We start from the raw sequence: 12,116 nt of genomic DNA, 5'->3' as shown, positions 1-12,116 counted from the left end.
ACCGGGTTCACCCCAGGCCCAGTTGTCACCCCCAGGGCAGCCAGGCCCGTACCTCGAAACCGCCGTCGTCCGTCGGGCCGTGCTCCAGACGGCCGCCCGCGAGGGTGGCCCGTTCCGTCAGGCCGATCAGCCCCTGCCCGGAGCCGGGCACGTGCGGCGCCTCGCCCTCCGGCGCCGGATTGCGGACCCGGACGTCGAGCCCCTCGCCCGGGGCGCCGCTGACCGCGACGGTGACCTCGGTGCCGGGGGCGTGCTTGCGGGCGTTGGTCAGGCCCTCCTGGGCGATGCGGTAGGCGGTGCGGCCGAGGGAGGCGGGGACGGCGGCGCGGTCGGTGACGCGGTTGTCGAGGACGACCTTCATCCCGGCCTCGCGGGACTCGGCGACCAGCGACTCCATCGCGCCGAGCGTGGGCTGCGGCCGGCTGGTGTCGTCGCGCTCCCCCGCCCGCAGCACGCCGATGATCTCCCGCAGGTCCTGGAGGGCATCGTGGGCGCTCTCCCGGATGACCCCGGCCGCCCGGGCGATCTCCTCGCGGGGTGCGTCGGGGCGGAACTCCAGCGCGCCCGCGTGCACGCTCAGCAGGGTCAGCCGGTGGGCGAGGACGTCGTGCATCTCCCGGGCGATGGCCTCGCGCGCCAGCCGCTGGGCCTGCTCGGCGCGCAGCCGTGCCTCGGTCTCGGCCCGCCGGGCACGGTCGCGCAGGCTGAGCATGAGCTGCCGCTTGGACCGCACGAACATGCCCCAGCCGACGACGGCACCGGTCAGCACGGCGCTGATGAAGAGCGTCCAGCCGTAGGGGATGTCGGGGTCGGGTCGGTACCAGTAGAAGACCGGGGCGGTCGCCAGCAGGCCTGCGCCTACCCAGGCCACGTACCGGAACGGCCGGTGCACGGCGAGGGTGAACAGGGCGATGAGCCCGGCGCCGCCCGCGGTGGCGGAGACGAGGCTGACCGGGACCATCGCCACGGCGAGCCCCAGCGGCCAGCGCCTGCGCAGCCAGACCGCGGCGCAGGCGAGCGCGCCGATCAGCTGGTCGACGACGCGCACGGCGTCCGGCAGGCGCTCGTCCGGCAGGGTGTCGGCGGCCATCAGACCGACGGCGGCGGCCACCAGGAAACAGGAGAAGTCGACCACCCAGTCGCGGGCGGTACGGCGCTGGCGCCCCGGGCGTCCCGCGTCGGGGTCGAGTTCCTTCACCACGGCCGAGGGCAGCAGCCAGCGCTGCTGGACGAAGGGCTGGTTCTCGGGCCCCGGCAGTTCACCACTCACGGTCGACAAATCTACGCAGACTCGCGCCTCGGCACCTCTGCCCGAGCGGGATCGTCGACCAAAGTCGCGGCATCGCAGACTTTCGGTGCGACGGGCCGGCGCGGCCGGGGACTTCCGGCGGCCGGGTCTCGCCCCGCGGCCGATGTGCGTGGGGGGTCCGCGGGGCGAGGGTCGTGCCATGAAGCAGTTGCTGGAAATCCTCGGTTTCCTCGCCCTGGTCCAGGGCGTCGCCGGTCTCGTGCACGAGTTCACCGACTGGGACTGGGGTCTCGTGCACAGGCTCGGCCTGCTCGACGGCTACGAGATCTACGCGAGCGTCACCTTGCTCGTACTGGCGTTCGCGCTGTTCGCGGCCGCCGAGAGCCGGAGGCCCGGCTGAACAAGGTCACCCGGTTCAGCAGCCGTAGTCGATCAGGTCGAAGGAGGCGTAGTGGTCGGCGGTGTAGTAGTCCTCCTGGTACGCCTCACCCGTGACGATCCGGCGCGCTCCGCGCGTGGAGACGCCGGGCGTCTTGACCGTGTACTCGTGGTAGTAGCCCGACGAGTGGCTGGGCAGGATGCCTTCCCGGTTGTAGAACACCGATCCGTCCTGCGAGTAGGGGTACGGGCCGCCCTGCTCGATCAGGTCGAGCGTGGTGTAGGCCTGGGAGGGCAGGTCGCTGTAGCAGATGTCACCGACCGCGGTGGTGGCGGCGGTCGCCGACGTCGCGGTGACGGTGCCGCCCAGCAGGACGGCGGACAGAAGCGCGGCGGCGGCGCCGATGCGAGTGGTGCGTGGGGGGAATCTCATGGGCACCATGATGACGCGCGTAGACGATGGCATGTCAATGACAACAACGGAGAATTTCCCGTCAAGTCCGAGGAGTTTTCGGGGAGTTAACCTGACCGCTCGGCGACGCCGCGCCCTCGGCTAGCCGGGCTCGGGGAGCGTGTCCGGCAGGCCGAGGGCGGCGGAGACATGGCGCCAGATGGCGGTCAGCGCGGTGTCGAGGGTGACGGTCGGGTCCCGCAGCATGAGGCGGATGCCGTAGCCGTCGCTCAGGGACAGCACGAGCGTGCTGAGGCCGTCCACGTCCGTCGGCGTGAACTCGCCGGACGCGATGCCCCGCCGTATCGCGTCGCCCACCCAGCCGTGCAGCTGCCCGTACAGGTCCACGGCGAAGACCCGGGTGGCCTCGTCGCGCAGCGCCCGCACCCACAGTTCCTGCCACAGCCGCCAGTCCTGGTGCAGTTGGGGATCGGTCGGCAGCAGGTTGCGCAGGATGCGGGCCAGGATGACCGCCGCCGGTGCCGTCTCCACGTCGTGCTCGACGCCCACGGCCGTGTTGGCGAAGGAGTGGGTCATCGCCTCGGTGAACAGCTTCTCCCGGGTGTCGAAGTGGTAGTGCAGCAGCGCCGTCGACACTCCGGCCCGCTCCGCGACCATGCGCATCCGGATCTTCTCGAAGCCGATGTCGGCGATGACCTCGCACGCCGCGGCCAGGATGCGCTCGCGGGTGTCTGCCGTGCGCACCTTCGTGGACACCCTGCCGCTCCCCTCGCTCGGTCGTACGCCATGACCATCTTCCCTCACGGCCGCCGCACCGGTACCGGCGCCTCGCGCCGCGGCTCCTCGTCGTACGTGTGGAAGCCCCGCCCGGACTTGCGCCCGAGCAGCCCGGCCTCGACCATCCGGGACAGCAGCGGGGGCGGCGAGTACTGGGGTTCGCGGAACTCGGCGTACAGCGACTCGGCGATGGCCCGCGTGGTGTCCAGCCCGATCAGGTCGGTCAGGGCCAGCGGGCCGAGCGGGTGCGCGCAGCCGAGGACCATGCCGCGGTCGACGTCCTCGACGGTCGCGCCGCCCGACTCGACCATGCGGACGGCGGCCAGCAGATACGGGACGAGCAGCGCGTTGACGACGAACCCGGCCCGGTCCCTGGTCCGCACGACCTCCTTGCCGAGGGTGCCGGTGACGAAGTCCTCGGCCCGCCGGGCGGTGGCGGGCGAGGTGAGCAGCGACGGCACGAGCTCCACGAGCCGCAGCACCGGTACGGGGTTGAAGAAGTGCACGCCGACGACGTGATCGGGGCGTGACGTGGCGGCGGCGAGTCGGATGACGGGGATGGAGGAGGTGTTGGTCGCGAGGACGGCGTGCTCGTCGGTCAGCACGCCGTCGAGGCGGGTGAAGACGTCGAGCTTGAGGCGCTCGTCCTCGGCGACCGCCTCGATCACCAGGTCGTGGCCGTGCAGTGCCCCGAGGTCGTCGACCACGGTGATCAGGTCGGCGGCGGCGGCGCGGCGGCCGGCGTCGATCCTGCCGTGGGCCACGGCCCGGTCGAGCGAGCGGGCGATACGGAGGCTCCCGGCCCGGGCTGCCTCCGCGTCCCGCTCCACGACCGTGACGGGCACGTCCGCCCGGGCGCACACCTCGGCGATCCCGGCGCCCATCAGACCGCAGCCGACGACACCCACGCGCCGGACGCCGGTCATCCGTCTCCCTCTCCGACGGCCAGGTCCAGGACCCCGGTCCCGCGCTTGACCAGCTCGTTGGCGATGATCAGCCGCTGGATCTCGGACGTGCCCTCCCAGATGCGGTCCACGCGCAGTTCGCGGTAGAGCCGCTCGACGGCGTACGCGCGGTCATAACCACGCCCGCCGTGGATCTGGAGGCACCGGTCGACCACCCGGCCCGACGCCTCGCTCGCCGAGAGCTTGGCGATGGCCGCCTTGGCGTGCAGCGTCTTGCGGTCCTCGGCCGAGGAGTGGTCGATCTCCCAGGCGACCTGGTGGGTGTAGGCGCGGTTGACGGCGATGTCCACGGCACTGTCGGCGAGCATCCCCTGGATCAGCTGGTACGACGCGATCGGCGCCCCGAACTGCTCCCGCTCCACCGCCCAGTCACGGGAGAGCTCCAGCGCCCGCTCGGCGGCGCCCGTGGTGCGGGCGGCGATCATCAGGCGCTCCTCGGTGAACCAGGAACGGGTGATGTCGTACCCCTCGCCGATGCCGCCGAGCACGGCGTCCTCGCCGACCTGGACGTCGGTGAACGTGAACTCCGGGTGCTCGTACACAAAGGTGTGCATGAAGCGCGGGACGCGCGTCATCTCGATGCCGGGGGTGTCCTTGTCGACGAGGAAGAGGGTGGGCGCGCGCTCCGGCCCCGCCGCCGCCAGCACGATCATGAAGTCGGCGTGGTCGCCGACGGTGACGAACCACTTCTCGCCGTTGAGCACCCAGCCCCCGTCGTTCCTGGTGGCGGTGGTGGCGAGGTTCTGCGGGTCGGAGCCGGCGCCGCGCTCGGTGACGGCGTAGCAGTCGCGCCGCTCGCCCTTGATCACCGGGACGAGGAAGCGCTCGCGCTGCTCGGGGGTGCAGAACCGCAGCGCGTTGGCGGGCCGCCACACCATGTCCCACAGCGCGCCGGTGAGCCGGCCCAACTGCTCCTGCACGGTGACCTGTTCGGCGATGGTGAGGCCGGCGCCGCCCCATTCGGACGGCATGTTGACGGCCTGGAGTCCGGCGTCGAGCACCGCGTCACGGACCTTGGCGTGCGCGTCGGCGGGCAGGCCGTTCTCCTCCTCGCACTGGATCTCGTAGTCGGCGATGAAGTCGGTGAGGGCGCGGGCGTCGGCCTTGAGCTGTACCTGGCGCGGGGTGAGGCGGAAGTCCATCGAAGTCCTCGCTATGGGGGAAGCTATGCGGGAAGGGGATGTCAGGGGGTGGGCAGGGCGAGGGCGCGGGTACCGCGCTTGATCAGCTCGTTGGCGATGATCAGCCGCTGGATCTCGGAGGTGCCCTCCCAGATCCGGTCCACGCGCAGCTCGCGGTACATGCGCTCGACGGGACAGGTGCGGTCGTAGCCCCGGCCGCCGAAGATCTGCAGGCAGCGGTCGGCCACCCGGCCGGCGGCCTCGCTGGCGGCGAGCTTGGCGGTGGAGGCCTTGGCGTGCAGCGTCTTGCGGTCGGTGCCGGGCTGGTCGGCCTCCCAGGCGACCTGATGGGTGTAGGCGCGGTTGACGGCGATGTCCACGGCGCAGTCGGCGAGCATGCCCTGGATCAGCTGGTACGACGCGATCGGCGCCCCGAACTGCTCCCGCTCGACGGCCCAGTCGCGGGCGAGCCGGAGGGCGCGCTCGGCGGCGCCGACCGTGCGCGCGGCGATCATCAGACGCTCGTCGGTGAACCACTCCTTGGTCAGCTCATAGCCGTTGCCGACACCGCCGAGCACGTCCTCGTCGGCCACGAAGACGTCGGTGAAGGTGAATTCGGGGTGCCCGTTGACCGCGGAGTGCATGAAGTGCGGCAGCCGGGTCATCTCGACGCCGGGTGCGGCCTTGTCCACGAAGAACAGCGTGGGGAGCTTCTCGGGACCGGCGTCGGCCTGCACCAGCAGGAAGTCGGCGATGTCGCCGCAGGTGACGAACCACTTCTCGCCGTTGAGCAGCCAGCCGCCGTCGGTGCGGGTGGCGGTGGAGGTGCCGGAGGAAGGGTCGGACCCGGCGCCCGGTTCGGTGACGGCGAACGCGTCGAACTTCTCGGCGCGGATCACCGGCAGCAGGTACTTCTCGCGCTGCCGTTCGTCGCCGTACGCGAGGACGTTGGCGGGCCGCCAGGGGATGTCCCAGAGGCAGTTGGTGACCCTGCCGAACTCCTCCTCGACGATGACCTGGTCGAGCAGGCTAAGACCGGCGCCGCCCCACTCCGCGGGCATGTTGATGGCGTAGACGCCCGCGTCCATGGCGGCTCGGGTCAGTTCGGTGACGAGTTCCTGCGGGAGCGGGCCGCCGGCCTGCTCGGACTGGTCCTCGTACCGCATGAGCAGCCGTGCGTACTCGGCGGCACGACGCTTCAGGTCGGCCTGTTCGGGGGTGTAGCGCATGTCCATGGGGTCGTTTCCAATCGGTCAGGCGAGTACGGCGCGGGAGTCGAGGGCCAAGGCCCCGTCGGGCCGTACGAGCAGGGGGTTGACCTCGATCTCGGCGATCTCGGGGTGGGCGGCGGCGAAGGCGGTGATCGTCTCGATGGCCCGCGCGGCGGCGTCGAGGTCGACGGGCGGGCGGCCGCGCACCCCGTCGAGCAGCGCGGCGGTGCGCAGTCCGCGCAGCAGGTGCCGGGCGCGGTCGGCGGGCACCGGGGCGAGGGTGAAGGCGACGTCGTGCAGGACCTCCGCCAGCACTCCGCCCAGGCCCACCATGGCGACCGGGCCGAAACGCGGGTCGCGGTTGACGCCCACGATCAGCTCGACGCCGTCGGTCAGGTCCGCCATGGCCTCCACGGAGTAGGCGGAGGCCCCGAGCCGTGTGTGCATCTCACGGAAGGCGGCAAGCAGTTCGTCCGGTCCGGCCAGGCCCAGCGCCACTCCCCCGGCGTCGGACTTGTGTAGGAGGTGCAACGCCTTGAGGACGTACGGGCCGGTGAACTCCGTTGCCACGACGAGGAGTTCGGACTCGTCGTGGATCTCCCGGGCGGCGGGGAAGGCGAGTCCGGCCGCTTCGAGGGCCCTGCGGGTCTGCAGGTAGCCGGTCTCCCGCAACGGGGGCGCGGGGAGGGGCAGGGGCGTCACACCGGGGTGCGGGGTGCCGGGAGCCGTGGCGGCCAGGGCGCGGGCCGCGTCCTCGGTGGCTCCGAGGACCGGTACCCCGGCGGCGGCGAGCGTGCGGCAGCTCGCCGAATCGGGGTACATCGACTGCACCACCAGGGGTTTCGCGGAGGCGCGGTACCGCGCGGCGATGAGGCGCGCGGCTTCCTGCTCCCCGTCCGCCAGTGCCGTACCGCCGCCGCCGAGACCGCCGTCGGTGGCCGCGTAGCCGCCGAAGTAGCCGGTCATCAGGACCGCGTCGACCTCCTCGGCCGCCAGCAGCGCGGCGACCGTCTCCGCGTACGAACCCGGGTCCTGCTCACCCATCCCGGCGAGGTCCACCGGGTTGGCGACGGCCGACTGCTCCCACAGCACCTCCCGCAGCCGCAGCCGCGTCGGCTCCGGGAGTTCGGGCACGGTCAGGCCGGCCGCCTCGACGGAGTCGGCGGCGATGACCCCGTGCCCGCCGCCGTCCGTGAGCACCGCGACCCGGCGCCCGGCCGCCCGGCGGCCACCGTGCAACGCGGCCAGCACGAGGGTGAGTTCGCGGGGCGTGGCGACCAGGTCCACCCCGGCGTCGCGGCAGGCCGCGGCCACCACGTCGGCCGAGGTGGTCAGCGCGCCGGTGTGCGACTGGGCGCTGCGCGCGGAGGCGTCGCCGCGACCGGCGCTGAGCAGCACCACGGGCTTGCCGGCGTCGGCGGCCGCCTCCGCGAAGGCACGTCCGTCGCCGAAGTCCTCCGCGTAGACCGCGATGGCGTCGGTGCCCTCGTGCCGGGCGCAGTCGGCGAGGAGGTCGACCAGCGTGACGTCGGCCTGGTTGCCGAGCGAGACGAACCGGGAGAAGCCGAGGCCGTGCGGGCGGAAGCGGAGCTGGAGTTCGAGGGCGAGGTTGCCGCTCTGGCTGAGCAGCGCGACCCCGCCCGGAGTGAAGGTGTCGGAGGCCAGGAAGAGTTCGGTGGTGTTGTCGGCTATGCCCAGGCAGTTGGGCCCGACCATCACGGCACCGGCCGCGCGGACCCGCTCGGCGACGGCCTGCTGCCGGGTCCGTCCCGCGTCGCCGGTCTCGGCGAACCCCGCCGTGATGGCGACGATCGCCCGGGCCCCGCAGCGCAGCGCCTCGTCGACGGCGTCCTCGAAGCCGGCGGCGGGCACGGAGACCACCGCCAGGTCCACGGGTTCGCCGATCGCGCTCAGGCTGGGGGCGGCGGCGCGCCCCAGCACGGTGCCACCGCGCCGGTTGACCAGGTGGACGGGGCGGCGGCCGTTCGCGCGGACGGCCTGGGCGGCGATGGCGTGGCCGTACTTGGCCGGGTCGTCGCTGGCTCCTACGACGGCGACGGAGACGGGGTCGAACAGGGCAGACAGGTCACGTCCCATGTCACTTCACCCGGCGCAGAGCGGAGTTGGGGCAGGCGGCGACGGCGGCCTCGGCGGCGGCCTCGTCAGCGTGCGGCACCTCGGTGGCGCGCACCTGGGCGTAGCCCCACTCGTCGAGGTCGATCAGCTCGGGCGCGGGTTCCTGGCAGAGGCCGTAGCCCTGACAGCGCGTGGAGTCCAGCAGAAGCTTCATGGTGCGGGTCCCTTCGGTGCGGGCGGTTCGGGGCGGGGGAGGTCGGTGCGGGCGGTTCGGGGCGGGGGAGGTCGGGGCGGGCGGTTCGGGGCGGGCGGTGAGGGTGCGGGGTGGTTGGCGGCGGCGCGGGTGAGGGGCCAGGCGGGAGGGCGCGGGGCGGGTGAGGGGGCGAGACGGGAGGGCGCGAAGCAAGGGCAGGGGTGCGCGGCGGTGGGCGGGGCCGGAGGCAGGGGCAGGAGTACGTCGCGGAGGACAGGGCCGGAGGGAGGGGCGGGAGTACGTCGCAGGGGACAGGGCCGGAGGCAGGGGCAGGAGTGCGTCGCAGTGGCCGACGGCAGTTCAGGGCACCGGCACCCTGAAGCGGCGGCCGTCCTCGGGTGCCGCGTCGGCGCAGGCCGGGCAGGAGGCGCGGCGGTGGGCGTCGATCGCGTCGGGGAAGTGGGTGAGAAGGGTGGCGACGACGCGGGCCGCCGCGTCCAGCAGGCCGCAGGCCCCACGGCCGGGCAGTTGCCGTGACCAGCGGTGCAGTTGCCCGGCGGTGTCGGCACCGGCCTGACCGTGCGCGACGCCCAGGAGCGCCTTGGCCATCGCGCCGGTGCCGGACAGGCACACTCCGCACTGCCGGGCGCTCTGGGCCCCGAGGTAGGCGGCGGCTTCGGCGGCCACGGCGACCGGGCAGTCCCGCGGGCCCAGGAAGTGCAGCGCCCCGCAGCCGAGGGCTCCGCCTGCCGCGTTCAGACTGTCGTGGTCGAGCGGGAGATCCGGCCAGCCCGCGCCGTACAGCCCGCCGAACATGCCGCCCAGCAGCACCGCTTCGGCTCTGCCGTGCCCGCACAGGTCGGCGAGGACCTTCAGATGCGTCCCCGCGGGCACCTCCACCAGCGCGGCCCCGTCTGCACCGGTGCCCGAGAGGGTCACCAGGTGGCTTCCCGCGACGGCGTCCGCCTCGTCGGGACGCGAGTGCGTCAGGGCGACGCGGGCCAGCGTCTCCACGTTGAGGACCAGCGTCGGCGCACCGCCGACACCGCTCTCGAACGGGCGCGGGGGCTTCGCCGTCGGCAGCGCCGGGCCACCGTCGATGCGCCGTACGACGGCGGTCTCCTCCCCCGCGACGTAGGTGTGCTCCGTCCGTACGACGTCGATCCCTACGACGTCCCCCCGGCCACGGTCGATGCGCGGCTCGGAGGAGTACTCGGCGAGCGCCCGGCGCACCGATCGTTCGGCGGGGCCGTCGGAGAGGTACACGCAGCCGCGCGCGGCGCCGGTCATGGCCGCGACGAGCCGGAGGCCGTCCAGGACCAGATGGGGGCGGTGCCGCAGCAGCCAGCGGTCCTTCACGGAACCCGGCTCGCCCTCCTCGCCGTTGGCGACGACGACGCGTGGGCCGGGCCTGTCGCGGACGGCACGGAGCTTGACCGCGGCCGGGAAACCGGCCCCGCCCCGGCCGCGCAGTCCCGACGCGGCGACGCGGTCGAGGAGCCGGTCGGGCGCGACCAGCGGCGCGTAACCGCCGGCGGCGAGGTAGCGGGCCATGTCCTCACCCGCTCCCGCCGGTCCGGCCCCGGACGGCAACGGCAACGGCAACGGCAACGGGACGAGGAGGCCGGCCCGTCCTGCGGGAAGGAGGGACATCACGCCGGTCATGCGGCTTTCCTGGGAGAACACGCCGTTCATACGGTGCTCCTGGGCTCGGAACGGCCAACGGGTACGGCTGCGCGGCGGGACCGCAGCCGCGCCAGCGCCCCTTCGAGGTCCCGGCGTTGCGCGGCGGTGCGGTCGTAGCCCGGCCCGGGCAGGCCGATCAGCATCCGGTGGTGATCGAGGACGACCTCGCCGGCCAGCAGCGCCGCCCCCGGGTCGGCGGTCCCGGAACCCGAGGCCTCGACGACCAGGTCGGTGACTTCGCGGAGGTAGCGCAGCCAGCCTCGCTGGGTGCCGCGCAGCACCAGCCGCTCGACGCGGTGCCGCTCGGCGGCGACGAGGGCCGACGGCGGGCGGCCGTCCGCCGGGGACCGCAGGGCGGCCACCGCGGTGGGCAGCTCCTGTTCGGGCTCCGGGGTGAGGCCGAGCCATACGAGACTTCGTCGAGCGCTCATGCGTGCCTCCGGGGGCGCGGCGTTCCCGGCTGGTCGGGGTACGGGACGGCGCGGCGATGGCGTGGACGGGGATGCTCCGAGGCCGTGCGGAGAGGGCGGGAGCGGTGCGGGGTGCGCGGCGGGAGCCGTGCACGGCCCGGGACAGGGGTCCGGATCCGGACACCCGGTGCGGTGCGGACGATCGTCCGTGGGGGCGCAAGGCTCCCGGGGCGACAGCCCGGGAACCCGGGTCAGCCGCCTGCCACGACACTAACTAACTAATTAGTCAGCCCACAAGTCTTGACTTGATTCCGCCCCGGGCTCACTCTGACTAACCAATTAGTCAGCCGGAATCCGGCGGGCCCGGCTTCCCCTGGCAGGCCGGCTTCCCTTGGCAGGCCCTGGCCCTGCCCTGGCCCGGCCCCAGCCTCACCGCCCATCGCCGCCCTCGCGGCGCGGAGGAGGACCCCATGCACCCCCCGACCACCCGCGCAGGCACCGCGCCCCCTCAGAAGTCACCCCCCGACCACCCCGGGGACGCCCTGCCCGCCCGCTACTACACCGATCCGGTCATCGCCGAGGCCGAGACCGACCGCGTCTTCGCCAGGTCCTGGCAGCTCGTCTGCCACGAGTCCGACCTCCCCGGGCCCGGCGCACGGCTGGCCGCCACCGCCGCCGGTCGCGAGGTCCTGGTGGTCCGCACCGAGGAAGGCGACCTCGCCGCCCACCTCAACGTGTGCCGGCACCGCGGCACCCGCCTGGTCACCGCGCCCGAACCGTCGGGCAAGGCGATCCGCTGCCCGTACCACGGCTGGACCTACAAGCTGGACGGACGGCTGGTGGGCGCCCCCGAGGCCCGCCGCATCCCCTGCCTGGACAAGCCCGGCCTCGGACTCCACCCGGTCAACGTGGAGTCGTTCCTCGGCTTCGTCTTCGTCAACCTCGACCTCGAGGCGACCCCGCTCGCCGAGAGCTGCGCCGGGCTCGCCGAGGCCGTCGGCCACTACGCCGGACCGGGCCTCGTGCCCGTCGGCAAGCACCGCATCCACGACCTGGCCGGCGGCGAGCAGCAGAACGCCAACTGGAAAGTGATCGTCGACAACTATCTGGAGGGCTACCACGTCCCCGTCGCCCACCCGGCGCTCATGCGGCTGCTGGACTACCAGGCGTACACGGTGGACGTGCGGGAGAACTACGTCCTGTTCGAGTCACCGCTGCGGGACAAGCCCTCCTCGAACTGGACCGAGCGGCTCTACCAGCGGCTGGCGACCCCCATGCCCGGGCTGAGCGAGGCCGACCGGCGCGTATGGCGCTACGCCGTGATCTATCCCAACACGCTCATCGACTTCTACCCTGACCACGTGCTCGCGTGGACCGCCCTGCCCACCGCCCAGGACCGGGCGGCCATTCCCGGCGGCTTCTACACGCGGCACGGGGAGAGCATGCGCACCCGGCTGGCCCGGCGGCTGAACATCCACATCGGCTGGGTCACCAACGACGAGGACGCGGAGCTGGTGGAGCGCGTGCAGGCCGGCCTGCGCACGCCCGGCTTCGAGCCGGGTCCGCTGTCCGAGCGGGAGGCCGCCGTCGGCTGGTTCGCCCGCCGGATCCGGGCCGACCTGGGAGAGCTGCGGTGAC

At 73.3% G+C, this 12,116-nt stretch carries 12 protein-coding genes; 2 read left to right on the top strand and 10 right to left on the bottom strand.

Features of this window, described 5'->3' with window-relative positions; all coding sequences use genetic code 11:
* Nucleotides 1-25: 25 nt before the first annotated feature.
* Nucleotides 26-1,270: a sensor histidine kinase gene (locus AC068Z_RS26455; RefSeq protein ID WP_478560406.1), complete on the bottom strand. Its 1,245-nt coding sequence runs from the start codon at nucleotides 1,268-1,270 to the stop codon at nucleotides 26-28.
* A 178-nt stretch (nucleotides 1,271-1,448) separates the two neighbouring features.
* On the opposite strand from AC068Z_RS26455, the gene AC068Z_RS26450 reads away from it, so the two are divergent.
* Entirely contained in the window at nucleotides 1,449-1,649 is a 201-nt protein-coding gene (locus AC068Z_RS26450; protein WP_478560403.1) for a hypothetical protein, read from the top strand.
* A gap of 15 nt (nucleotides 1,650-1,664) precedes the next feature.
* Here the strand turns inward: AC068Z_RS26450 and AC068Z_RS26445 are convergent, their stop codons facing one another.
* The 9 genes from AC068Z_RS26445 to AC068Z_RS26405 form a co-directional block, all read right to left on the bottom strand.
* Entirely contained in the window at nucleotides 1,665-2,060 is a 396-nt protein-coding gene (locus AC068Z_RS26445) for a guanyl-specific ribonuclease (protein WP_478560400.1), read from the bottom strand.
* Nucleotides 2,061-2,180: 120 nt separating this feature from the next.
* On the bottom strand, nucleotides 2,181-2,795 hold the full coding sequence (locus tag AC068Z_RS26440; protein WP_478560398.1) for a TetR/AcrR family transcriptional regulator: 615 nt from the start codon (nucleotides 2,793-2,795) through the stop codon (nucleotides 2,181-2,183).
* A gap of 44 nt (nucleotides 2,796-2,839) precedes the next feature.
* Nucleotides 2,840-3,742, bottom strand: a complete 903-nt coding sequence (locus AC068Z_RS26435) for a 3-hydroxybutyryl-CoA dehydrogenase (RefSeq protein ID WP_478560395.1) — start codon at nucleotides 3,740-3,742, stop codon at nucleotides 2,840-2,842.
* Nucleotides 3,739-4,923, bottom strand: a complete 1,185-nt coding sequence (locus tag AC068Z_RS26430; protein WP_478560392.1) for an acyl-CoA dehydrogenase family protein — start codon at nucleotides 4,921-4,923, stop codon at nucleotides 3,739-3,741. The genes AC068Z_RS26435 and AC068Z_RS26430 overlap by 4 nt, the downstream gene beginning before the upstream one ends.
* Before the next feature lie 41 nt (nucleotides 4,924-4,964).
* Nucleotides 4,965-6,137 carry an acyl-CoA dehydrogenase family protein gene (locus tag AC068Z_RS26425; protein ID WP_478560389.1) on the bottom strand — a complete coding sequence of 391 codons (1,173 nt, stop codon included), beginning with the start codon at nucleotides 6,135-6,137 and terminating at the stop codon, nucleotides 4,965-4,967.
* An 18-nt stretch (nucleotides 6,138-6,155) separates the two neighbouring features.
* Nucleotides 6,156-8,210 (bottom strand): acetate--CoA ligase family protein, encoded by a 2,055-nt coding sequence (locus AC068Z_RS26420; protein ID WP_478560386.1) that lies wholly within the window; start codon nucleotides 8,208-8,210, stop codon nucleotides 6,156-6,158.
* 1 nt (nucleotide 8,211) lies between these two features.
* A complete protein-coding gene (locus tag AC068Z_RS26415; protein WP_478560383.1) occupies nucleotides 8,212-8,403 on the bottom strand; it encodes a ferredoxin in 192 nt (63 codons plus the stop codon).
* A gap of 339 nt (nucleotides 8,404-8,742) precedes the next feature.
* A complete protein-coding gene (locus AC068Z_RS26410; protein WP_478560380.1) occupies nucleotides 8,743-10,077 on the bottom strand; it encodes an NADH-ubiquinone oxidoreductase-F iron-sulfur binding region domain-containing protein in 1,335 nt (444 codons plus the stop codon).
* On the bottom strand, nucleotides 10,074-10,499 hold the full coding sequence (locus AC068Z_RS26405; RefSeq protein ID WP_478560377.1) for a hypothetical protein: 426 nt from the start codon (nucleotides 10,497-10,499) through the stop codon (nucleotides 10,074-10,076). The genes AC068Z_RS26410 and AC068Z_RS26405 overlap by 4 nt, the downstream gene beginning before the upstream one ends.
* 449 nt (nucleotides 10,500-10,948) lie before the next feature.
* Here AC068Z_RS26405 and AC068Z_RS26400 point away from each other — a divergent pair, with 449 nt between their 5' ends.
* Complete coding sequence (locus AC068Z_RS26400) at nucleotides 10,949-12,115, top strand: aromatic ring-hydroxylating oxygenase subunit alpha (RefSeq protein ID WP_478560374.1); 1,167 nt, start codon at nucleotides 10,949-10,951, stop codon at nucleotides 12,113-12,115.
* Nucleotide 12,116: the final 1 nt, after the last annotated feature.

This window comes from Streptomyces sp. NPDC043726, from assembly GCF_056436565.1.
The sequence above is the reverse complement of the archived record's forward strand: the minus strand, read 5'-3'. Positions and strand labels throughout refer to the sequence as shown.